Source organism: Hydrogenophaga sp. PBL-H3 (assembly GCF_010104355.1).
In the GTDB taxonomy this organism is placed as follows: domain Bacteria; phylum Pseudomonadota; class Gammaproteobacteria; order Burkholderiales; family Burkholderiaceae_C; genus Hydrogenophaga.
Genome location: NZ_CP044972.1, coordinates 4,137,724 through 4,160,616, shown reverse-complemented (window position 1 = coordinate 4,160,616; position 22,893 = coordinate 4,137,724). Strand labels below are relative to the sequence as shown.

The 22,893-nt window shown below is 68.6% G+C and carries 14 protein-coding genes; 6 read left to right on the top strand and 8 right to left on the bottom strand.

Translation table 11 applies throughout. The features are described from left to right. Positions 1 to 74: 74 nt before the first annotated feature. The 3 genes from F9Z44_RS19395 (at position 75) to F9Z44_RS19385 (ending at position 3,276) form a co-directional block, all read left to right on the top strand. Entirely contained in the window at positions 75 to 959 is an 885-nt protein-coding gene (locus tag F9Z44_RS19395) for a LysR substrate-binding domain-containing protein (RefSeq protein WP_201449990.1), read from the top strand. A 78-nt stretch (positions 960 to 1,037) separates the two neighbouring features. Then, positions 1,038 to 2,708 (top strand): ATP-binding protein, encoded by a 1,671-nt coding sequence (locus tag F9Z44_RS19390; RefSeq protein WP_159608329.1) that lies wholly within the window; start codon positions 1,038 to 1,040, stop codon positions 2,706 to 2,708. Positions 2,709 to 2,904: 196 nt separating this feature from the next. Continuing rightward, entirely contained in the window at positions 2,905 to 3,276 is a 372-nt protein-coding gene (locus F9Z44_RS19385; RefSeq protein WP_159608328.1) for a COG4315 family predicted lipoprotein, read from the top strand. Positions 3,277 to 3,292: 16 nt separating this feature from the next. Here F9Z44_RS19385 and F9Z44_RS19380 read toward each other — a convergent pair whose 3' ends face one another. Continuing rightward, positions 3,293 to 4,351, bottom strand: coding sequence for an ornithine cyclodeaminase (locus tag F9Z44_RS19380; protein ID WP_159608816.1), 1,059 nt, complete (start codon positions 4,349 to 4,351; stop codon positions 3,293 to 3,295). Positions 4,352 to 4,473: 122 nt separating this feature from the next. Here F9Z44_RS19380 and F9Z44_RS19375 point away from each other — a divergent pair, with 122 nt between their 5' ends. Beyond that, a complete protein-coding gene (locus tag F9Z44_RS19375; RefSeq protein WP_159608327.1) occupies positions 4,474 to 4,893 on the top strand; it encodes an Lrp/AsnC family transcriptional regulator in 420 nt (139 codons plus the stop codon). Positions 4,894 to 4,897: 4 nt separating this feature from the next. Here F9Z44_RS19375 and F9Z44_RS19370 read toward each other — a convergent pair whose 3' ends face one another. Beyond that, a complete protein-coding gene (locus F9Z44_RS19370; RefSeq protein ID WP_443135132.1) occupies positions 4,898 to 5,851 on the bottom strand; it encodes a delta(1)-pyrroline-2-carboxylate reductase family protein in 954 nt (317 codons plus the stop codon). A 23-nt stretch (positions 5,852 to 5,874) separates the two neighbouring features. On the opposite strand from F9Z44_RS19370, the gene F9Z44_RS19365 reads away from it, so the two are divergent. Further along, positions 5,875 to 7,104: an MFS transporter gene (locus F9Z44_RS19365; RefSeq protein ID WP_159608325.1), complete on the top strand. Its 1,230-nt coding sequence runs from the start codon at positions 5,875 to 5,877 to the stop codon at positions 7,102 to 7,104. Here F9Z44_RS19365 and F9Z44_RS19360 read toward each other — a convergent pair. Then, complete coding sequence (locus F9Z44_RS19360) at positions 7,070 to 8,215, bottom strand: sensor histidine kinase (protein WP_159608324.1); 1,146 nt, start codon at positions 8,213 to 8,215, stop codon at positions 7,070 to 7,072. The two genes, F9Z44_RS19365 and F9Z44_RS19360, sit on opposite strands and share 35 nt — an antisense overlap. A gap of 164 nt (positions 8,216 to 8,379) precedes the next feature. Here F9Z44_RS19360 and F9Z44_RS19355 point away from each other — a divergent pair, with 164 nt between their 5' ends. Beyond that, a complete protein-coding gene (locus tag F9Z44_RS19355; RefSeq protein ID WP_159608323.1) occupies positions 8,380 to 13,197 on the top strand; it encodes a PAS domain S-box protein in 4,818 nt (1,605 codons plus the stop codon). Here F9Z44_RS19355 and F9Z44_RS19350 read toward each other — a convergent pair whose 3' ends face one another. The 5 genes from F9Z44_RS19350 to F9Z44_RS19330 all read right to left on the bottom strand — a co-directional run bounded on the left by F9Z44_RS19350 (position 13,198) and on the right by F9Z44_RS19330 (position 22,879). After that, entirely contained in the window at positions 13,198 to 14,175 is a 978-nt protein-coding gene (locus F9Z44_RS19350; RefSeq protein WP_159608322.1) for an NADPH:quinone reductase, read from the bottom strand. Positions 14,176 to 14,236: 61 nt separating this feature from the next. Continuing rightward, positions 14,237 to 15,445 carry a sensor histidine kinase gene (locus F9Z44_RS19345; protein WP_159608321.1) on the bottom strand — a complete coding sequence of 403 codons (1,209 nt, stop codon included), beginning with the start codon at positions 15,443 to 15,445 and terminating at the stop codon, positions 14,237 to 14,239. Beyond that, on the bottom strand, positions 15,442 to 20,583 hold the full coding sequence (locus tag F9Z44_RS19340) for a CHASE domain-containing protein (protein WP_159608320.1): 5,142 nt from the start codon (positions 20,581 to 20,583) through the stop codon (positions 15,442 to 15,444). Before F9Z44_RS19340 ends, F9Z44_RS19345 begins: the two co-directional genes overlap by 4 nt. After that, positions 20,580 to 20,960, bottom strand: coding sequence for a response regulator (locus tag F9Z44_RS19335; RefSeq protein WP_236574196.1), 381 nt, complete (start codon positions 20,958 to 20,960; stop codon positions 20,580 to 20,582). The genes F9Z44_RS19340 and F9Z44_RS19335 overlap by 4 nt, the downstream gene beginning before the upstream one ends. Before the next feature lie 257 nt (positions 20,961 to 21,217). Beyond that, the gene (locus F9Z44_RS19330; protein WP_159608318.1) at positions 21,218 to 22,879 is read right to left on the bottom strand and encodes a SulP family inorganic anion transporter; all 1,662 of its coding nucleotides are present in this window, start codon (positions 22,877 to 22,879) and stop codon (positions 21,218 to 21,220) included. Positions 22,880 to 22,893 lie beyond the last annotated feature (14 nt).

Sequence of the window (22,893 nt, the reverse complement as noted above, 5' to 3'; positions counted from 1 at the left end):
GGCCAAGCGGCGCGCATTGACAAACGATGAATGCTCATGGAAACATGAGCCAGTTTCATCTGAAAGCGCATTGCATGAGAAATCTTCCACCGCTGGCGCGCCTGCGCACCTTCGAGGCCGCCGCGCGTTTGCAGAGTTTTGCGCTCGCCGCGCAGGAGCTGCACCTCACCGCCTCGGCCATCAGCCACCAGATCCGCGACCTGGAGCGGCACTTCGGCCGCGCGCTGTTCGAGCGCCGCCACCGCCAGGTGCAGACCACGCAGGAAGGGCGGCGCCTGTTCGAGAGCCTGGGCCGTCTGTTCGACGCGCTGGAGGCCACCTGCGCCGAGGTGCAGCTGCCCACGCACGACGAGGTGCTGGCGGTGCACTGCGCGCCCAGCCTCGCGCTCAAGTGGCTCGGCCCGAACTTGCCGTCGTTCGTGGCGCAGCACCCCGCGATCAACATCCGCCTGACCACCGGCGCTGACGCGGTGGACCTGGGCGTGGTGCGCGACATCGACGTGGCGCTTTCTTATGGAGCGGCGCGCCACAAACCCGGGCTGGACGTGGTCTCGCTGGGCGACGAGCGCATCGCGCCGTTGGTGTCACCCGCCTTGCTGGTGGCCAGGGAACGCCCCGCCCATGCGATCCAGCGCCTCTTGCTCATCGACTCCCAACTCAGCCCGGTGGGCTGGGCCGAATGGTTTCAGGTGAATGGCCTGGAACTGCCCCAGCGCCCCCGCCCCTCGTTCGACCGCGCGGCCATGGCGATTGCGGCGGCGGTCGACGGCATGGGCGTGGCGCTGGAGAGCACCCGCCTGGCGGCACGCGAGATCGAGCGCGGCGAACTGGTGGTGCTGGGCGAGCGCAGTTTGCAGAAGATCGTGCGGCCAGTGCACTTCTTGAGCGTGCGCACCACCGACCGCGCGCGTGCGCCAGTGGTGGCTTTTGTGCGGTGGGTGCAAGCGCAGTCGGCGTAAGTTCGTCGTCGCTGACATGCTGTCCCATTGCCGATTTCGCCGGGAACCTTGCCAACCCCCTCGCCATAATTCACAGCCATGAGCCTTGAAGACCATCACACCGATCGCAAGTCGCTGCGCACCGCCAGCGGAAAAACGGCCGACTGGACCGCGCTGGCGCAGGACGCAGTGTGCTTTGCCAACGGCGCGGGTGGACGGTTGTTGATTGGTATTGAAGACGGGCATGTGCTGCCACCGTCCGACCAGCGCGTTGAGCCTGAGTTGCTGGACCGGCTGCGCAAGCGCATCGGGGAACTCACAGTCAACGTGCAGGCCTTGCCCCGTTTGCAGCGCGCAGCCAATGGTGGTGAGTTCATCGAACTGTTGATCGATCGCTCACCGGGCGTGGCCTCCACGCGCGACGGTCGTTACTTTCTTCGAGTGGGTGACAGTTGCCAGCCCGTGCTGGGCGACGATGTGCTGCGCTTGGCCAATGAGCGGCCAGGCCGGCCCTGGGAGGCCATGGACAGCGCGGTACCGCGCCAAGCGGCGGATGCCGACAAGCTCGTGCATTTCGTCGTGGCCATTCGAGCATCGGACCGCGTGAAGGATTCGGTGAAGGAAAAAAGCGCCGACGAACTGCTTACGCACTACGGGCTGACCCAAGGGCAGACCCTGACGCGCCTCGGCGTGCTCATTCTGGGCACACAGGTGGACCGGCGCGCGCTGGGTACTTCACCTTTGGTCCAAGCGATCAAGTACGACGAACAAGGGCAGAAGATCAACAAGTGGATGTGGGACGACTGTGCGCTGTCGCCGGTGGAGCTGGTGGACGCCGTGTGGCGTGAATTGCCGGACTTTCGCGAGAGTTACGAGGTGGCCGAGGGCTTGTACCGGCGCAGCGTGCCTGCCTACGACGAAAAGGTGGTGCGCGAGCTGCTCGTCAATGCGCTGGTGCACCGGCCCTACACGCAGCAAGGCGACATCTACTTGAACCTCTACCCCGAGCGGCTGGAGGTGGTGAACCCGGGCCGGCTGCCGCTGGGCGTGACGCCGCGCACCATGTTGCACGCGAGTCGGCGCCGCAACGAGGGGCTGGCTCGCTTGTTCCACGACCTGGGCCTGATGGAACGCGAGGGCAGCGGCTTTGACCTGATCTACGACCGGCTGCTATCGCAGGGCCGGCCAGCACCGCTGCCCGAGGAGGGACCTGACTGGGTGAAGGTGACGATCCAACGGCGCATTGCCAAGCCCGAGGTGATGCGCCTGGTGTCGGAGGCGGACGCGCGTTTTCAGTTGACGCAGCGCGAGCGCATCACGCTGGGGGTCTTGGCGCAAACCGAGGGATTGACGGCGCGTGAACTGGCCGCTGCCTTGGCGGCGGAAGGTGTGGATGAACTGGTGGCGTGGCTGGGGCAACTGCTGCGTACTGGTCTTGTCTTGACCCTGGGCAAGACCTCCGGCATGCGTTATTTCGTTGCCCCCGACTGGTTGCGCGGGGTGCAGTTGGACAGCAAGACCACCCTCAGTCGCATTGCGCCGCACCGGCTCCAGGCACTGATTCTGGAAGACCTGGCCCGCTACCCGAATTCTTCAACGACCGACGTGAACCGCCGAATCGGTACGGAAATTTCTGCCAAGACCGTCAAGCGGGCGTTGGATGAGTTGGCAACGGCAGGGCAGGTCAGCTATGTCGGTGAACGTCGCTGGAGACGCTATGGGTTGGCCAAGCAGGAACATAAAGGACAAATGACAGGGAAGTTTTCGTGATCGGCATCTTCTTTGAGCTCGTGATGTCAGGCAGGTGATTGATCCATAAGGAGTTTTTTAAAGGACATTGGCTTTTTGTCCTTTATGAAGGCGTTCTCGTTCCGCCCTGCTCTGCCGTTCGCTGAGCGCGCTCAACGCACCAGGTCGGCAGTCGGGTCAGCATGCAACGCCCATCTGTTTTTCAGGAGACGCCACCATGCACTTCAGACCGGCCCTCATTCCGACCCTTCTTCTCGCCCTGGCTGCTGTGGGCCTGGCCCAGGCCCAGCCGCGCGAGGCCGGTGGCGTCCTCACCGATGCCGCGGGGCTCACGCTGTATGTGTTCGACAACGACCTCACGGTGCCGGGCAAGAGTGTGTGCATCAACGCCTGTGCGCTGAGCTGGGTGCATCTGGCGGCCAAAGACACGGACAAGCCGCAGGGCGACAACACCATCATCGTGCGCGACGACGGCCAGAAGCAGTGGGCCTACAAGGGCCGCCCGCTCTACCGTTTCGTCAACGACAAGAAGCCCGGAGACAAGATGGCCGAGGGCATGCGGGGCGCCTGGCACGTGGCCAGGCCCTGAGCGCGGCCTCGCCGGTTCAGGCCACCAGGCGCAACGGCGCTGCCGCCACCTGCGGGCGCAGCGCACCAAACAGGTTTTTCGGGTCGGCCAGTTCGGGGATCAGCGAGACCGTGGTGCCCATGCCCTGCGCAATCGCCAGGCTGTGCATGAAGCGCAGGGCCGAGTAGTCCTCCAGCGCGAAGCCCACCGAGTCGAACACGGTGATCTGTTCGGCGTGCGTGCGCCCGGCCTGGCGGCCGGCCAGCACATCGTGCAGCTCGGTCACGGCGAAGTCGGCCGGCATTTGCTGGATGTCGCCTTCCACGCGCGTTTGCGGCGTGTACTCCACGAACACGCTGGCGCGCTGCAACACCGCAGCGTGCAGCTCGGTCTTGCCGGGGCAGTCGCCGCCCACGCCGTTGATGTGCATGCCCGGCGCCAGCATCTCGGGCGTGATGATGGTGGCGTTGGTCTTGTCGGCGGTGATGGTGGTGACGATGTCGGCGCCGCGCACGGCGTCTGCCGTGCTCTCGCACACCACGATGTCCAGGCCGCTGTGGGCCAGGTTGGCCACGAGTTTGGCGGTGGCGCTGCGGTCCGCGTCGAACACGCGCAGCGTGGTGATGCCCACCAGGTGCTGGAAGGCCAGCGCCTGGAACTCGCTCTGCGCGCCGTTGCCGATCAGCGCCATCACGCGGCTGTCGGGGCGGGCCAGCGTTTGCGCGGCCAGGGCCGAGGTGGCGGCGGTGCGCAGCGCGGTGGTGAGCGTGAGTTCGGACAGCAGCAGCGGGGTGCCGGTGGCCACGTCGGCCAGCACGCCGAAGGCCATCACGGTGGACAGGCCCCGTTGGGTGTTCTTGGGGTGGCCGTTGACGTACTTGAAGCTGTAGAGCGTGTCGTCGGCGATCGGCATGAGTTCGATCACACCGTCGGCGCTGTGGTTGGCCACGCGGGCCGATTTGTCGAAATCGCCCCAGCGCGCGAAGTCCTCGGCGATGGCGTCGCGCATGCCGCGCAGGGTCTGCGGGATGCCGTGGCGGTTGATCAAGGCGGCGGCGGCGGGCGCGCTCAGGAAGAGGGTGTTGGCGGGGTTCATGGTGGTGCTCGAAGTCATGAGGAGCAGTGTCCCGCAGCCGCGTGGCAATGTGAATCGGCAAAAATCTGCCAAAAACCGAATAAATGCAGCAAAACGGCAGACGTGAATGTCAAAATGCGAACATGGACGACATTGACCAGGCCCTGATTGCCCAGCTGCGCCAGAACGCGCGCGCCACCGTGGCCGAGCTGGCGCACCGCCTCAAGGTGTCGCGCGGCACGGTGACCAACCGCATCCGCAAGCTCGAAGACCAGCAACTGATCGTGGGTTACACGGTGCGCCTGCGGCCCGAGGCCGAGCCCGAACGCATCCGCGCCTGGATGGCGGTGCTGGTGGACGGCAACCAGACGCGCGCGGTGATCTCCAGCCTGCTGGGCGAGCCCGGCGTGGCCGCGCTGCACGACACCAACGGCCGCTGGGACCTGCTGGCCGAGCTCAGCGCGGGCTCCATGACCGAGCTCTCGCAGGTGCTGGAGCGCATCCGGCTGATCAAGGGCATCCAGAGCACCGAGACCAGCATCCACCTGGCCACCTACCGTTGAAGGTTCAGCGCTGAAGGGCCAGGCGCGCCGCGGCGAGGTCCCAGCCGGCCCAGCCGCAACTCTTGAAGAACACCGGTCCGTGGCGGCGGTGCGTAGTCGCATCGCGCACCACGTCGGCCAGCGTGGCCAGCGCGTGCACGTTGATCCCGGCCTGCAGCAGATCGCCCGCCTCGTGGTCGGCGTCACGTGTGTCCACCACCAGCCGGCCCTGGACCGCCAGCCAGCGGCAGACTTCGGGTGCCCACTCCACCATGCGCGGCGTGAACGCGCCCACCGCCGCCACGAAGGCGTCGGCGCGTGGCTGCGCATGCAGGGCCACGGCCTGGGCCGGGGTGCAGCTCACCACCAGCGGGCACTTGGCCAGTGCGGCGTCGGCATCGGCCACCCGCCGCGCGCGCATGCCGAGGCGGTGCGCATGCAGCACCAGGGCGTCGGCGCTGGCCGGGCTGCGTGAGGCCACCCAAACCTCCTGCACACCCAGGCCCGCGTGAAACGCCTCCAGATGCGCGCGGCCCTGCACACCGGCGCCCACGATGAGCAGGGGGCCGTCGGTGCGCGGCGCGAGCAGCCGCGCCGCCAGCAGCGACACCGCCGCGGTGCGCCGTGCCGTCACGGTGGGGCCGTCCAGGATGGCGGTGCGCTGGCCAGACACGGCGTCGAACACCACGATGTCGCCCTGGATCGCGGGTCGGTTGCGCGAAGCGTTGTCGGGGATGAAGGTGATGAGCTTGGTGATGGCGAGGCGCGCGTCGCAGGCCGGCATGACGAACAGGCTGCCACCGCCGGCCAGCGGCTGCACGGTGCGCGCCGGCACCACCACGGAGGTGTCGCGCAGCAGTGCCTCGATGGCTGCGGCGAGCTCGGGGTAGGGCAGGGCGTCTGCGGTCTGTTGGGGCGTGAGCAGCGGTGTCATGCCGACATCATCGGCTTTCGGGCACGATGGGGGTCCGGCTGCCATGGCCGGGCCTGTCGAAGCTGCCCATGTCCACACCTTCCTCCAAGCCATCCCCGGGCGCGTTGCGCCAGTTGCCCGCCGGTATCTGGGTGCTGGGTTTCGTGAGCCTGCTGATGGACGTGTCCTCCGAAATGATCCACAGCCTGCTGCCGCTGTTCATGGTCGGCGTGCTGGGCACCAGCGTGTTCATGGTGGGTCTGGTGGAGGGGCTGGCCGAATCGGTGGCGCTCATCACCAAGGTGTTTTCCGGCGTGCTCAGCGACTACCTCGGGCGCCGCAAATGGCTGGCCGTGGCGGGCTACGGCCTGGGCGCCCTGACCAAGCCGCTGTTTGCGCTGGCGCCGTCGGTGGGCGTGGTGCTCACCGCCCGGCTGCTCGACCGCGTGGGCAAGGGCATCCGGGGTGCGCCGCGCGATGCCCTGGTGGCCGATCTCGCGCCGCCCGGCATCCGCGGCGCGGCCTTCGGGCTGCGCCAGTCGCTGGACACCGTGGGCGCCTTCGCCGGCCCGCTGCTGGCCGTGGCGCTCATGCTGCTGTGGGCCAACGATTTCCGGGCGGTGTTCTGGGTGGCGGTGGTGCCGGGCCTGCTCGCCGTGCTGCTGCTCGTGGTGGGGGTGAAGGAGCCGGCCCGCCCGCCCGAGGCGCGGCGGGTCAACCCGATCCGGCGCGACAACCTGCGCCGCCTGGGGCCGGCCTACGGGTGGGTGGTGGGGGTGGGCGCGGTGTTCACGCTGGCCCGCTTCAGCGAGGCCTTTCTGGTGCTCAACGCCGAGCGCAGCGGCATCGCGCTGGCGCTGGTGCCGCTGGTGATGGTGGCGATGAACGCGGTCTACGCCTTGTCCGCCTACCCGTTCGGCTGGCTGTCCGACCGGGTGAGCCACCACCGGCTGCTGGCCTGGGGGCTGGTGGTGCTGATCGCAGCCAACCTGGTGCTGGGCAGCAGCAGCCATTGGGCGGTGGTGTTGGTCGGTGTGGCGCTGTGGGGCGTGCACATGGGCATGACACAGGGGCTGCTGGCCACCATGGTGGCCGAGGTGGCGCCGCCCGACCTGCGCGGCACCGCGTTCGGCTTCTTCAACCTGATCAGTGGTGTGGCCATGCTGCTGGCCAGTGTGGTGGCCGGCCTGGTGTGGGACCGCTGGGGCCCCGCGACCACCTTCTGGGTCAGCGCGGCGTTCTGCACCGTGGCGCTGCTGGGCCTGCTGCGAGCGCCTCGCGCCCTCAAGCCGACGGCTGCGGCGGAAAAACGATCGTGAAGCTGGCGCCTTCGCCCAGGCGCCCCCGTGCCGTCACCGTGCCGCCGTGGCGCTCCACGATGCGCCGCACATTGGCCAGGCCCATGCCCTCGCCCACGAACTCGTCGGCCGTGTGAAGGCGCCGGAACGGTTTGAAGAGCTGATCGGCGTGCTTGGGGTCGAAGCCTGCGCCATCGTCGGAAAACACGATCGCCTGGCCTCCGTCGGGCAAGGGCTGGGCGCTCACCGAGATGTGGGCCACGGCGCGCGCCGAGGTGTACTTGATGGCATTGCCCAGCAGGTTGGCAAACGCCTGTTGCAGCAGGCCCGCATGGCCTTGCAGCGTCGGCAGCGGGCCGATGCTCCAGTCGATCTCGCGACCCTCGCTCTGGGGCTTGACCGTGGCCAGCGCGGCCTGCAATACGTCGTCGAGCTGCAGCGGGGCCATGGTCAGTGACTGGTTGCCCAGGCGCGCGAACTCGAGCAGGTCGCGCACCATGCGCAGCGCCAGGTCGCCCGACTGCACGCCCAGGCGCAACAGCTCGGCCTGCTCCCGGTCCAGCTGCGTGCCCGAATCCTGCAGCGTCGTTGCCAGGATGCTGCGCATGTTCACCAGCGGCCCGCGCAGGTCGTGCGCCAGCCGCGCGGCAAAGGCGTCGAGTTCCTGGTTGACGGCCACCAGCTCCTTGACCTGCTGCGACACCTCGGCTTCGAGCCGGCGGTTGTTCACCCGCAGGCGTTGCACTTCGAGCGCGCGCTCCACGGCGGGCACGATGCCGCTGATGCGAAACGGCTTCTGCACGTAGTCGATGGCGCCGTTCTTCATGGCGTCGACCACGCTGCCGATGCTGCCGTGCGCCGTCATGAGCACCACCACCATGTCGGGCGCCACCGCCTGTGCCCGGCGGGTCAGCTCAATGCCGTCGATGCCCGGCATCTGCAGGTCGGTGAGCAGAAGCTCGAAGGGGGACTGGTCGAGCTTGTCCAGCGCCACCAGCGGATCGGTGCAGCCCACGACGTCATAACCCTGGTCGATCAGGATTTCGCACAGCGCACGTTGCTGCGGTGCCTCGTCGTCGACCACGAGCAAGCGTGGGCGGCGGCGGTGTTGGGAGGTGCTGCGGTGCGGCATGGTGGGGTGCCAGGTTGACGATCAATGACAGGTCGTTGGCACAGTTGGTTTTTTTTCACGATCGGTCGTTGGCGCATACCCTACCACCTACCGCGTTTGTGCGAGCATCCGGGCGGACGGCTTTCGGTGATTTATTTCTGGTTCAACCAACAGGGGGCGACGCCTTGCGCCAAAAGACGGGAATCCGCAGCCTGCTGCTGCTGTTGGTGGTCATCGCTGTGCTGCCGGGCCTGGCCGCGCTGGTGATTGGCTACACCAGCACCAGCCAGGAGGCGGTGCAGCGCGGGCGCCAGGAAATCAAGGCCGTGGGCGTGCTCGCGGCGGCCAACCAGGAGCAGTTGATCGAAGGCGTGCGGCAGATTCTGGCCACGGTGGCGGCCGGTCCCTCGGTGCGCCGCAACGACCTGCGCCAGCTCTGCTTCGAGTTCCTGCACAACGTCTCGCTGGCCACGCCGGGCTACGGCAACATCGGCGTGGTCGATCTGCAGGGCGACATCCAGTGCCTGGCCAACCCGGGTCAGCAGCGCATCAACGTGGCCGACCGGGCCTATTTCCGCAACACGGTGCGCTCGCAGAAGTTCTCCATGGGGGAATACCTGGTCGGGCGCGTCTCGGGCAAGCGCCAGCTCGGCTTCGGCATGCCGGTGTACGACTACGCCAATGTGTTTGTCGGCGTGGCCTTCACCACGGTGGACCTGCTGCCGGCCGCGCAGAGGCTGCAGTCCCTGCCGCTGCCCGGTTCGATCCAGGTGGACATCACCGATGCGCAGGGCACCTTGCTGGTGTCCAGTCGGCCGGGTCTGGAGCGCATCGGAACCCGCATTGAGAACGACGACCTGCGCGCCGCCATCGCTGCCCGCAGCACGGGCAGCCTGGACCTGCGCGATGCGCAGGGCACCGACTGGCTGTACGAGTTCATTCCGATCCAGGGCGTGGGCGGCGAGGGCTTGTTCGTGATCGCGGGGGGGCAGCGCGACGACGTGCTCGCCTCCGCCATCCGGCACCTGCGCCAGCAACTCGCCGTGATGGCGCTGGCCGCGCTGGTGGGCCTGGCCCTGGCGTGGCAGATGGGCTTGCGCCAGATCGCGCAACCCGTGTCCCACCTGCTGGCGCGCATGCGCGCGGCCTCCCTCAACCAACCGAAGTCTGAACCGCTGCCGCCAGCAACGGGCCGGGAGTTCGCCGAACTCGAGACCGAGCTGGACACCATGCTGCGCGAGCTCACCAAAAACCAGGCGCAACTGGTCAAGGCGCAACAGATCACGCGCGTGGGCTTCTACCAGCTCGACCTCAGGACCCGGCTCTACACCGCCTCCGAGACGATCTACGAGCTGCTTGGGCTGGACCCCGCCATGGGACCGATCACCGCCGAGATGTACCAGTACATGATCCATCCCGACGACATGGAGCGTGTGATTGCCCACCGCGACACGCTGTTTCAGGGCGGCAAGCCGTTGCGCCTGCAGTACCGCGTCGTGCGCACCGACCGCGGTGTGCGCTGGGTCGACGGCTTCGGGTTCCTGGAGCGAGACGAGGCCGGTGTGCCGGTGGTGTACGCCGGTGCCTTGCAGGACATCACCGAGCAGCATCGGCTGCGGCGCATGTACCAGGTGCAGAGTCAGATCAATGCGGCCATCGTCTCGGCGCAATCCAGGGACGACCTGCTCCAGCGCGTGTGCGACATCGTGGTGGAGCAGGGCGAACTGCGCATGGCCTGGGTGGCCAGCATGGACCCGCACAAGCGCACCATGACCGCGCTGTTGAGCGCCGGCGCGGACGACGGCTACACCGACCTGCTCAACCGCTCGGCGGTGGACGTGGACACCTACCCTTCGCCCGTGCCCACCGCGCTGCGCACCTTGCAACTGGTGGTGTCCAACGACATCGCCAGCGATCCCAACATGGGCCGCTGGGCCACCACGGCGCTGCGCCGTGGCTTCAAGGCGGTGGCGGTGGTGCCGATCGTGCCCGTGGGCCAGGTGCCCATGGCCCTGGCGCTCATGGCCGATGAGCCGATGTATTTCCTCGACGAAGAAAGCCGCTTGCTCTCGGCCATCGGTGAGAGCCTGTCGGCGGCGCTGGAGCAGTTGCAGCGGGCCGCCGAGCGCCAGGCACGCGAAGAGCGTCTCAAGCTGCTGGAGACCTGTGTGTCCCGGGTCAACGACATCGTGTTGATCACCGAGGCCGAACCCTTCGATGCGCCCGGCCCGCGCATCCTGTACGTGAACGAGGCCTTCGAGCGCCTGACCGGCTACACCGCGGCCGAGGCCCTCGGGCAATCGCCGCGCATGCTGCACGGCCCCAAGACCCAGCGCGATGCGCTTGACCGCATCCGCAGCAGCATCGAACGCTGGGAACCGGTGCGCGAGGAGCTGATCAACTACCGCAAGGACGGCAGCGAGTTCTGGCTGGAACTCGACATTGTGCCGATCGCCGATGAAACCGGCTGGTTCACCCATTGGGTGGCGATCGAGCGCGACATCACCCAGCGCAAGCTGGCCGAGCAGAAGGAAGCCCGGTTGCGCGGCGGCTTTCAGCTGCTGTTCCTGGGCAACCCGCACCCGATGTGGGTGTTCGAGCGCGCCACCCGCATGTTCCTCGAAGTCAACAGCGCGGCCATCGAGCAGTACGGCTACAGCCGCGAGGAGTTCCTCGCGCTCACCATCGACGACATCCGGCCCGAGAGCGAAAAACATCGGCTGCGCAGCCGCACCCACCAGGCGTCGCCCGAGGGCCGTGAGCGCGTGGGCACCTGGGTGCATTTGCGCAAGAACGGCACGCCCGTGGCGGTGGACATCACCACCCAGCGCCTGAACTACAACGGGCGCGAGGCCGAGCTGGTGGTGGCGATGGACATCACCGAGCGGGTGGCGCTGGAGCAGCAGCGCGCGCAGGCCCTGGTGGCGGTGCAGGCCTCGCAGGCCAGCCTGGCACGCTCGCAGTCGCTGGCCCGAATGGGCAGCTGGGAGCGCCTGGCCCAGGACCGCTCGGCGGTGTGGTCGGCCAACCTGTATGCCTTGACCGGCCTCGATCCCGCTGCCGGCCCGCCGAGCATTGAATCTGCGATTGAGCGCGTTCATCCAGACGACCAGGCCGAATACCTTCAGACGATGAACGAGTGCCTTCGGGACGGCATCTCCCGAAGCTGGACCTACCGCTGCTTCCTGCCCACTGGCGAGCTCCGCTGGTTCGAGGAAAACATGGACGAACCCCGGCGCGACGCCAGCGGCGCGGTGGTCTCGGTCAGCGGCACGGTGCAGGACGTGACCGAACGCGTCGAAGCCGAGGCACGGCTGCAGCTGCAACTCTCCCGCACCGAGCTGCTCAACCACATCGTTCGCGCCACCGACGAACGCCTCGACCTCGACCGCATCTTTCGCGTGGTCTGCGACAACATCGAATCCCGCTTCTCGACCGTGTTCTCGGCCGCCCTGCTGTTCGACCTGCCCTCCCGCACCTTCACCGTCGCCCACCTGGGCACGCAGGGCGCCGCGCGTGGGGCGGAGATCGGGCTTCGCGAGGGCGATGTGCTGAGCGCGGCGGACAGTGGCCTGACGCGCTGCACGGTTGGTGAGCTGCTGCACGAGCCTACGCTGGCCGAGTCGCCGTTTGCCTGGCTCCAGCGCCTGGCGCAAGCAGGCATGGGGGCGGCGGTGTTTGCGCCCCTGCAGGCACAAGGCGAGGTGCTGGGTGTGCTGGTGGCCGGGCGGGCACAAGGCCACGGTTTTGACAGCGGTGAATGCGAGTTCATGCGCCAGCTCGCCGAGCACGTGGCGCTGGCCGCCAGCCAGGCCCGGTTGCACCGCTCGCTGCAGCAGGCCTACGACGAACTCCGCGAAGCGCAGCAGGTGGTGCTGCAGCAGGAGCGCCTGCGCGTGCTGGGGCAGATGGCCAGCGGCATCGCGCACGACATCAACAACGCGATCTCGCCGGTGGCGCTCTACACCGAATCGCTGCTGGCCAACGAGCCCGCGCTCAGCGAACGCGGACGCGCCCAGTTGCAGACGGTACAGATCGCCATCGACGACGTGGCCGAGACGGTGGCGCGCATGCGCGATTTCTACCGGCCCAGCGATGCCGGCGTGCGGCGCCGCTCGGTGGACCTCAACCTGCTCGCCCGGCAGGTGCTCGACCTCACCCGCGCGCGCTGGCGCGACATGCCGCAGCAGGCGGGCATTTCGGTGGACATCGCGCTCGACCTGGATGGCCTGCTCTCGCCGGTCTTTGTCATGGAGGGCGAGATCCGCGACGCGGTGACCAACCTCGTGCTCAACGCGGTGGACGCCATGCCCGAGGGCGGCACGCTCACCCTGCGGACCCGCAGCGCGGTGCGGGCCGACGGTGCGGCCTGTGTGCAGCTGGAGATCAGCGACTCCGGCATCGGCATGGACACCGAGACACAGCGCAGGTGTCTGGAGCCGTTCTTCACCACCAAGGGCCAGCGCGGCTCCGGGCTCGGCCTGGCCATGGTCTACGGCAGCATGCAGCGCCACGGCGCCGAGATCACCATCGAGAGCGCGCCCGGTGAGGGCACCACCATCCGCCTGGACTTCGCCGCGCACGTGGAGCTCGCGGCGGCCGAGCAGGCGCCGGTCAACCCGCCCGCACTGTCCCGGCCCCTGAAGATCCTGCTGGTGGACGACGATCTGCTGCTGCTGCGCTCCTTGTCCGAAAGCCTGGCCGGTGACGGGCACAGCGTGTCCACCGCGGCTGGTGGCCAAGAGGGCATCGCGGCCTTCAAGGCGGCGCTCGCGGCGCAGGCGTTCGACGTGGTCATCACCGATCTGGGCATGCCCGATGTCGATGGCCGCTCGGTGGCCGCCGCCGTGAAGGCCGCGTCGCCCGCCACCCCGGTGGTGATGCTCACGGGCTGGGGCCGGCGCATGCAGGAAGAGGGCGAGTGCCCGCCCCACGTGGACCACCTGCTGAGCAAGCCACCCCGGCTCGAAGCCCTGCGCGCGGTGTTCAGGTCGGTGGCTTGATCAGATCCGGATCACGACGTTGCCCACCACACGCCCGGCTTCCACCGCCTCGTGGGCTGCGGCGATGTCGTCCAGCGCAAAGGTCTGCCCGACGGTGTGGCGCAGCTGGCCAGCCCGCAGCAGCGCGGTGAGGGCCTGGATGGCGCTGGCGCGGTCGTGTGGCAAGAGTTCGTAGACCACGAAGAACACCAGCTGGAGCGAGTCGAACAGCAGCGTGCGGAAGTCCACCACCACCTCGCCGGGCTGGTTGGAGCCGTAGCACGCCAGCCGGCCGTGGGGCCTCAAGATCTTCTGCGGCAGCAGGGCGGCGGTGCTGGAGAAGTCCATGTCGATCACCACGTCTGCGCCCCGGCCCTGCGTGAGCTCGGCCACGCGCGCGGCCACCGGTTCGCGCTGGTAGTCGATCACATGAAGCGCGCCCGCGTCGCGCGCATGTTGCTGGCGTGCCGGCGCTCCAGCCGTGCCGATCACGGTGGCGCCCTGCAGCACGGCGAGCTGGGTGACGAAGTGGCCTACCGCGTTGCCGGCGCCGGTCACCAGCACCGTCTTGCCCTGCAGCGGGCCGGCCAGGTGCACGGCCTGGATGGCGGTGAGTGCCGGAATGCCGAAGCAGGCCGCGGCATCGAAGTCCACCTCATCGGGCAGGGCCACAGCCTGCTGCGCCGGCAGTGCCACGCATTCGCAGGCCGTGCCCATGGGGCGCTGCCACTGCGCGTTCCACAGCCACACGCGCTCGCCCACGCGGCTCGCGGGCACGCCGTCGCCCACGGCATCGATGATCCCCGCGCCATCGCTGTGCGGCACGATGCGCTCGGCGATCAGCGGGCGCTTCAGCCGTGATTTCACGTCCGAGGGGTTGACCCCGGAGGTGTGCAGCCTCACCCGCACCTCGCCCGGGCCAGGCTGCGGTGTGGGCAGCTCACCCACCTCCAGAACGTCTCGGGCCGAACCATTGCGGCGGTACCAGGCGGCTTTCATGGGCGGGGTTCCTGTGTTGTGGGGTGGTGGTGCGGCCGGGGGTCGTTGGCGTTGACCGGGGTCAGCCCAGCGGCAGCCGCACCTCGAACGCCGAACCTTCGCCCGGTTGTGAACGCACGGTGATGGTGCCGCCATGCGCCTCGGCAATCTGGCGGCTGATCGCCAGGCCCAGCCCCGAGCCTTCGAACTCGCGCTTGAGGTTCAGCCGCGCAAACGGCTGGAACAGCTTGTCCATGCCCTCGGGCGAGATGCCGATGCCGTTGTCCTGCACGGTGACCGTGGTCATGCCGTCGTGCGTCTCGGCCGTGATGTCGATGCGGGGCGCGCGGTCGGGCGGCATGAACTTCAGCGCGTTGGACACCAGGTTCTGGAACAGCTGGGAGAGCAGGCTGGCGTGACCCGAGACCACCGGCAGCTCGCCGATCCGCAGCTGCGCGCCGGTGGCGTTGAGTTGCGCGGCCAGGGCGTCGCAGAGCTCGGCCATGAGCGGTGCCAGCGACACCGGTGTGCGCGGATCGGTCTCGCCGTGCTGCAGGCGCGCGTAGCGCACCACATCGTCGAGCAGCGTGCGCATGCGCTCGCCGGCGTTGCGCACCAGCTTGAGGTAGTGGCGCGCGTCCGTGGGCAGGCTCACACCATGGTCTTCCTCCACCAGCCCGACGAACTGCACCACCGTGTTCAGCGGCTCGCGCAGGTCGTGCGACGAGATGCGCACGAACTGCAACAGGCCTTCGTTGGCGAGCTGCAGTTCCTCGGCCGTCTTCTGCAACTGGGCATGGCTTTCGCGCAGGTCCTTGAGCGCTTCGGCCAGGTTCAGGCGGTCGGTGGCGGCCACTTGCTTGAGCGCATCGTTGGCCTGTTTGAGCCGCAGCTGCGTGCGCACCCGCGCCTGCACGATGGCGGGGCGTATCGGCTTGGCAATGAAGTCGGCCGCGCCCTTTTCCAGACCGGTCTGCTCGAAGGTGGCTTCGGCCTGGCTGGTCACGAAGATCACCGGGATGTCGGAAAGCAGCGGGTCGCCCTTGATGGTTTCCAGCACCTCGAAGCCGGACATGCCGGGCATCTGGGCATCGAGCAGCACCAGATCGGGCGGTGACTCGGCCATCAGCCGCAGCGCGTCCGGACCCTGGGTGGCAAAGCGCAGGCGTCCCAGCGGGCGGATGACGCGCGCCAGCGCCTGCACCATGCCCGGGTCGTCGTCGACGATCAGGATGTCGGGCAGCAACGGTGGTGGGGCGGGGGTCTCAACCCCGGTGGTCGGGCGGATCATGGCGGGAGCTCCTCGGTCAGGGCGGCACTGGCGCTCGCGAAATCGAGTTCGTCCAGCCAGTGTCCCACGCGCTCGACCGTGGCCGCGCCCAGGCGGGCGCGCAGCCCGCCGGCGTGGGCTCTCCACCAGACCAGGGCGTCGAGGTCCCGGCGGTTCAGCAGCTCCAGAAACTGCGGCAGATCGGCCTCGTCGGCATCCTCTGGCGCCGGGGCGGGGTGCTCGCTGGCGGCGCGGCGAGCGGCCTGCAGCACCGGTTCGCTGTGGCGGTGCAGCGCCTCCAGTTCGTCCTGCAGTGCCCGCCAGCGTGCGTCGAGTTGCGCCAGTGGCAGCGCGCTGGCCAGACCGGCCTCCAGCGCCTGGGCCAGCTGCATCAGCTCGGTGGCGCCCAGCGTGCCGGCGCTGCCGCGCAGCTTGTGCAGCCGCGCCGCGAGTGCCTGCCGCGCCGTGCCGGCCTCGGGCACGGTGAGGCCGCGCGCCGCCAGGTCGCTGAACTCGTCGTGCAGGCGCTGCAGCAACTTCAGCCACAGGTCCAGGTCGCCTCCCAGGCGCTGACGGGCCTGCTCGCCGTCCAGGCCGGGGATCGTCGGCCAGAGGCCGTCCGACGGCGTGGCCACCGATGGCGCAACGGGTCGGTCCGGCGCGTGGGCCGCGTGGTTGCCTGCCTTGTTCACGCACTCGCGCACCATGCGCACCAGCCGCTGCGGGTCCAGCGGTTTGGTGAGGAAGCCGTTCATGCCCGCCTCCATGGCGCGCTGGCGTTCTTCGGCGAGCGCGCCCGCTGTCAGTGCGATCACCGGCAGGTTGAGAAGACCGAGTTCGGTGCGCACGCGCCGCGTGGCCTCCAGGCCGTCCATCTCGGGCATCTGCAGGTCCATCAGCACCGCGTCGAAGGCCTGGGGAGTGGCGCGTATCGCCTCCAGGGCCTCGCGCCCGGTGCGCGCCAGGCACACGCGGGCACCTTCGCGCCCGAGCAGGCCCGAGGCCACTTCCAGGTTGATCTCGCCGTCGTCCACCAGCAGCAGGTTGAGGTGGCGCAGCGCCTGCCCGGGGGCTCCTGGGGGCAACCCTTCGTCGCGCGCGGCCGCGCCCAGGGCTTGCAGCGTGGCCGCCGAAGGGCGCTTCAACGCCAGCTCGAACCAGAACTCGCTGCCGCGCCCCGGCTCGCTGCGCACGCCCACCTCGCCGCCCATCAACTCGGTGAGCTTGCGCACGATCGACAGGCCCAGGCCGGTGCCGCTGAAACGGCGGGTGGATGAGGCGTCGGCCTGGGTGAACGGCGTGAACAGCCGCGACTGTGTGTCGACATCGATACCCGCGCCAGTGTCGCGCACCGTGCCGCACAGGCGCACCCGGGTGTCGTCCATCGCCACCGTCTCCAGGGTCACCCACACGTTGCCCGCCTGCGTGAACTTCAGCGCGTTGCCGATCAGGTTGGTGAAGATCTGGCGCACACGCAGTGCATCGCCCAGCAACATTTGCGGCACGTCCTGCGCCACCGTGATCATGTAGCGGATGCCGGCGGCCTCGGCCTGGGGGCGGAACAAGGCGTCCATGTCGTCCAGCGTGTCCCGCAAGCTGAAGGGCTTCTCATCCAGATCGAGGCCGCCGGCCTCGATCTTGGCGAGGTCGAGCACGTCGTTGACCAGGCCCAGCAGCGAGCGGCTGGCCACCTGGGACTTGGCCAGCAGTTGCTTCTGGTACGCGGTGAGCTGCGTGTCGCCCAGCAGGTGGGTCATGCCGATCATGGCGTTGAGCGGTGTGCGGATCTCGTGGCTCATGTTGGCCAGGAACTCGCCCTTGATGCGGGAGGCTTCCTGCGCCTGTTCCGTGGCCTGCACCAGGTGCGTGATGTCGATGCGAAAACCCACCGTGTGGCCATCGGGCATGCGGCGCTCCACCAGGCGCAGCGTGCGGCCATTGGCGAGCTGCTGCAGCATCTCGATGTTGCCGGAGCGGTGGGCCGCCAGCCGCTCGGCCACCCAGGCATCCTCATTCCCGCCGGTGTCCGCGTGGTCGCCCAGCGCGATACTGGCGCGCAGGATGTCCTCGAACACGGTGCCCGGCACCATGAGGTGCGCCATCCTGGGCGAGATCTGGCGGTACTTCTCGTTGCAGAAGACCAGCCTGTCATCGGGGTCGAACAGCACAAAGGCCTCGTCCACCGCGTCGATCGCGCCACGCAGCAAGGCCTCGCTGCGGACGGTGTTTTCCTGAGCCTGCCTGCTGGCCGAGATGTCCTGGTGCGTGCCGTACATCCACTCGGGCTGGCCATCGGCTGTCCAGGTGCGCACGCGTCCGCGGTCGAGCACCCACACCCAGTGACCGTCTCGGTGGCGCATGCGCGCCTCGCACTCGTAGAGGTCGCTCTCCCCATTGAAATGGGCTTGCAGCCGCTGCCCTGACAGGGCCAGGTCGTCCGGATGCGCGAACTTCATCCAGGTGTCGATGGTGGTGGGCTGCAGTTCGGCAAGCCGCCAGCCGATGATGTCGGCCCAGCGTTCGTTGAAGCGGGTCTCGCCGGTCTGCACGTTCCACTCCCAGGTGCCGGAGTCCGTGCCGATCAGGATGTTGTCGAGGCGTTCACGCTCCTCGGCCAGGGCCGCGGTGCGCTCCTTCACTTGCCTCTCCAGCCCTTCCTTGAGCTCCACCACCTTGCGCTGGGCTGCGCGTTCGTCGGTGATGTCGCGCACGATCATCGACGCACCCACGAGCTCACCGGCCTCGTCGTCCAGGCGCGAGAGCGTCATGGCCACCAGCACGGCGTGGCCGTCGCGCGTCTGTCGCCACTGCTCCAGCGGGGGTGCATCGCCCGAGCGGGGCAGGGCCTTGATCGATGGCACGTCTTCACCGGTGTGTCCTGCTGGCAGGGTGAGCGCATCCAGCACCTGCCCGATCGCTTCTTGAGCCGTGAAGCCAAAGAGCCGTTGTGCGCCGCGGTTCCACGAGGTCACGCGGCCCTCGGTGTCCAGACCCACGATCGCATCGGGCGACTGGTCGACGATGGCGGCGATGCGCAGCCGGTCGCTGCGCGCCTGCAGGCTGCGCTGCACGCCCATCCAGTACAGGTAAAGCATCAGCGCACCCACGGCCCCGGCGACCAGCAGGGGCGGGATGGTGTTGCGGGTGGCTGTCAGGGCCGCCGCCTTCAGGTCGCTCTCCAGCCGGGTGGCCGTGTAGTGCAGCACGCCGATGGTCGAGTCGGGGTTGCCCACGACGCTGGACTGGGCCGACATGGTCAGACCGTCCGGCCCGTTCCACCAGCGGGTGCCCTCGGCGCTGAAGTCCACCGGCGACGGCGCGGGCTGAAAACTGTCGCTCCACAGATGGCGCTGCCCGAGGTCAAAACCGAAGGTGCGCGAAGGATCGGGGTGCGCCAGGAAGTCGCCGTGGGCGTTGGTCACGTACACCTGCGTTCCGGGCCCATTGCCGGTGGCCAGCGCACCCAGGCGGGTGGTCAGGTCAATGTTGATCAGGAGCACGCCGAACACCTCGCCCGCGTCGTTGTGCACTGGCGTGGCGTAGCGGATGGTGGGTCGGTGTGGCAATTCGACCTGGTCGTGTTCCCGGTTGAGGCTGATGTCCGACACGAACACATTGCCTTCCCCCACATGCAAGGCCTCGCGGAAATAGGGGGCGTTGCCCGTGCTTTGCAACTGGTCCTTGGGCGTCACCACCACCCGGTCTTGCCGGCGCTCCACACGCACCAGCTCCCGCCCGTTGCTGGCCACGCCGATGAAACGCACCCGGTAGGCCTCGGGTGTGGCTGCCAGAAAAGCCGAGAAGATCTGCTCCATCCGCTGGTGCCACTGACCTGCGGTCGAGTTTGCCGGGGTGTCGTGGTCGCCGTTCTGCAGCGCCCGTACCAGACCCTTGACCGTCGGGGTGTTCGCCAGAAACATCAGACTGCGCCGTCGCTCGGCGTATTTGTCCTCGGCGGTTCGGGCCAGGGTGTCCACCGCCGCCTGCAGGGTCTGCTCGGTCTGCCGGTGCTGCACCTGGAGTTGCTGGCGGTAGCTGTAGGTGAGCAGCAGCACCAGCACCAGACCGTAGCCCAGGCCGGCCCGCAAGGCCAGCGGGCTGCGCAGGAACGTGGCCGGCGTCACAGCCTGGTGGTCCGGATGCCAGGCCACGGACTGCTCCTGCTGCTCGCGCTGGAGCTGGCGCCGCTCCAGCAGCAGGAACAAACCAGCGGCCAGCAGGCTGCTGAGCACCACGCCGGCGAGCACGGCCATGCTGGGGGAGATCCGCTTGACCGACGCCTCCAGGGCCGGCAGCGCATGGATGTGCATTTCCCACTGGCGGCCCTGCACGCTCAGGGGGCGGGTGGTGCCGGTGCTGGCGGCAGGAGCACTCTGCGATTCGAAAAACGGACGTGGTTCGGCGCTGTCGGTCAGCGACAGGGCCACCTCGCGCAGCTTCGGGCCCAGGTCGGCCAGCACCTCGTCCACCACGAGTGGCGCGTAGGTCCACCCCAGGGTGGCGGCTTCGCGGGCGGCGGGCGCCGGGTTGGGCTGGTTGTCGCGGTACACCGGCAGCAGCAGCAGGAAGCCGCGGCGCGCCAGGCCGCTGGCCTGCACCAGCGTGATGGGCGCGGTCAGGCGCGACTGCGCATCGCGCGCCGCCGACAGGGCCGCCTCGCGGCGGTTGGGCTCGGAGGCGATGTCCAGACCAGCGGCGCCCTGGTTCGGATCTTCCGGGAAGACGTACTGGATGACGAAACGGTCCTGCGAGTGGGGCGCGAGCTCTCGAACGCTGAAATCGGCCGGGCCCTCGGCGCGTGCCCGCGCCAGGAAGGCGGCCTCATCGGCCCGGATCACACGGCGGACGAAGCCGAAACCGCGGGTCCCGGGAAACTCCTGGGCGGTGTCGCGGCTGTCCACATAGGCCTTGAACTGCTGGCGCGTGACCGCCTCGCCGCCACTGACGGCCACCGCGCCGCGCGTGCCCTTCAAGGCGTGTTCGTAAAGCGCGAAGCGTTCCTGGATCTGGTGGCCGAACTCATCGGCGATGGCGTTGGTCCGGGTCAGCAGCAGGCGCTGGTTGTTCTGCTGCACCAGCCAGCCGGCCACAACGCTGAGCAGCACGCCGACACACCACAGCGCCAGGGCCCGCCGGCGGTGTGACGGATCGTGGCTCATCGGGGCCCGATCAGGCGGACCAGTCCGGCGGCGGTGTCCTTGTCCAGGGGTTTGCTCACGAAGCCTCGCACGCACGCGTGAGCCGCGGCGCGGCTGCGGTCGGCCGGATCGGAGGACGAGGAGAGCATCACCACCACGGCATGACCGCGTTGCGCTGCCGGCAGCGCCTCGAACGCCCGCAGGAACGCGAAACCGTCCATGACAGGCATGTTGATGTCGAGCAGGATCAGATCGATGCCGTGCGCGGGGTCGGTGGCCAGCAGGCTGAGCGCCTCCTGTGCCCGCTCGAAAGCACGGATGTCATAGTCGACACCGCAGCGCTGCAAGGCGATGCGGGTGAACAGCAGGTCGTTTTCGTTGTCGTCAATCGTCAACACGCGGCAGCTCATCGGGGCTCCATACAGCTCGTTTTTTTGTTCAACCCTGAGTTCGCCGCACAGATGGCAAGCCGCTCCATTTTCGCCGCGGGCGCTTAGGCCCTGCTGACGCCATCGTCAGCATGCCAACGGCAACGGACCCCATTGGAACGCAGCCGCCTGCCGCTGTCATCCCCGCGGTGCAGGGCAACAACGGGGTTTCCCTGAATATCGGCCCTGACCGTGCGTTTCTTGACCCCTTCACCCGCGTGCGGTGCTCAGGTCGTCGGCGGAGGCAGCTCCATGGCGGCGCGCAGCGCTTCGGCTTCGGTGCGGTAGAGGTGCAGCCGCGGGCCCGCGTCCAGGTGGCCCGCCCGCCTGAGCACCTCTTCCACCGGCAGCTTGATGCCCACCAGGTGCAGCTCGATGCGCAGGTCGTCCAGGTGTTCGCGCAGGCGGCCGAAGGCCTCGGCTCCGGTGGCGTCGATCCAGTTGATCGGGTGCGCGATCAGCATCACGTGGCGCGTGAGCGGGTGGGTGGCAATGTGCTCGGCGATCGCGCGCTCGAAGCCGTTGGCGGTGGCGAAATCGAGTGCGGCGTCCATGCGCAGCGCGTAGAGGTCGGGCGCCAGGGGCGGCAGATGCCACAGGTGGCGGTCGCGCAGGCTGCCGTCGGGGTGCAGGCCGACCTCGATGATGCGCGGGTGCAGCCGCAGGTAGAGGAAATGGGAGAGCGCCATCAACACGCCCGCCAGCACCCCCCAGTACAGGCGCGGCGCGGCCAGCAGCGTCACGGCAAAGGTGACGCCGGCAATGCCGGCTTCCACCCGGGAGACCGTCCACAGCTGCACGAAAGCCCGGGGCTTGACGAGGCCCAGGATGGCCACCAGCACGATGGCCGCCAGCACCGCCATGGGCACATGGTGCAGCAGCGGAGTGAGCACCAGCAGCGCCACCAGCACCACCACCACCGAGAACACCGTGGCCCAGCCGGTGTGGGCGCCCGCGTACAGATTGAGCGCAGAGCGCGAGAACGACGAACTGGTGGGAAAAGCACCGCAGAACCCCGAGGCCAGCTTGGCCAGACCCTGGCCGATCAGGTCCTGGTCCTGGTCCCAGCGCTGGCCGCGCTGACCGTTGTCGACCTTTGCGCTGGACGCCGTCTCCAGAAAACTCACCAGCGTGATCACCAGCGTGGGCAACACGAGCTGGCCCAGCACGCTCCAGCCCGGCCAGGTGGGCAGGTAGGGCGTGGGCAGGCCCTGCGGCAGCGTGCCGATCACCGCGCCGCCACCGGCCTCAAAGCCGGTCAGCGCGCTGATGCCCGCACTGGCCACCACCACCGCCAGCACGGTGGGAAAGCCCGGGCGCCAGCGGCGCGCCAGCATCAGCGCGGCGAGGCTGCCCAGGCCAAAAGCCAGCGAAGGCAGGTGGAGGTGGGCCGGGTCGAACAGCTGGTCCCAGCCGCCCAGCCCGAGCAGGGCCGGCAACTGCGAAGCGATGATGAGCACCGCCGCGCCCTGGGTGAAGGCCATGAGCACCGGCGAGTTCACCAGGTTGAGCAGCCAGCCGAAGCGCGCAAAACCCAGCACGATCTGCAGCAGGCCGCTGAGCAGCGCCAGCCACACGGCCAGCGCGATCCACTGCGCGCTGCCCGGCTCGGCCAGGCCACTGAGCGAGGCGCTGATGAGCAGGCAGGTGAGCGCGGTGGGCCCCACCGCCAGGCGCACCGAGGCACTGAACAGCACCGCGATCAGCGCAGGCAGCAGCGAGGCGTAAATGCCGGTGATCAGCGGCATGCCCGCCAGTGCGGCGTAGGCCACGCCTTGCGGCACCACCATCAGTCCCACGGTGAGGCCTGCCATGGCCTCGCCGCGCAACAAGCTCGCGTCGGGGCGCGGCCAGGAGAGGAACGGCAGCAGACGTTTCAAACGGGACATGCACCGATCCTACT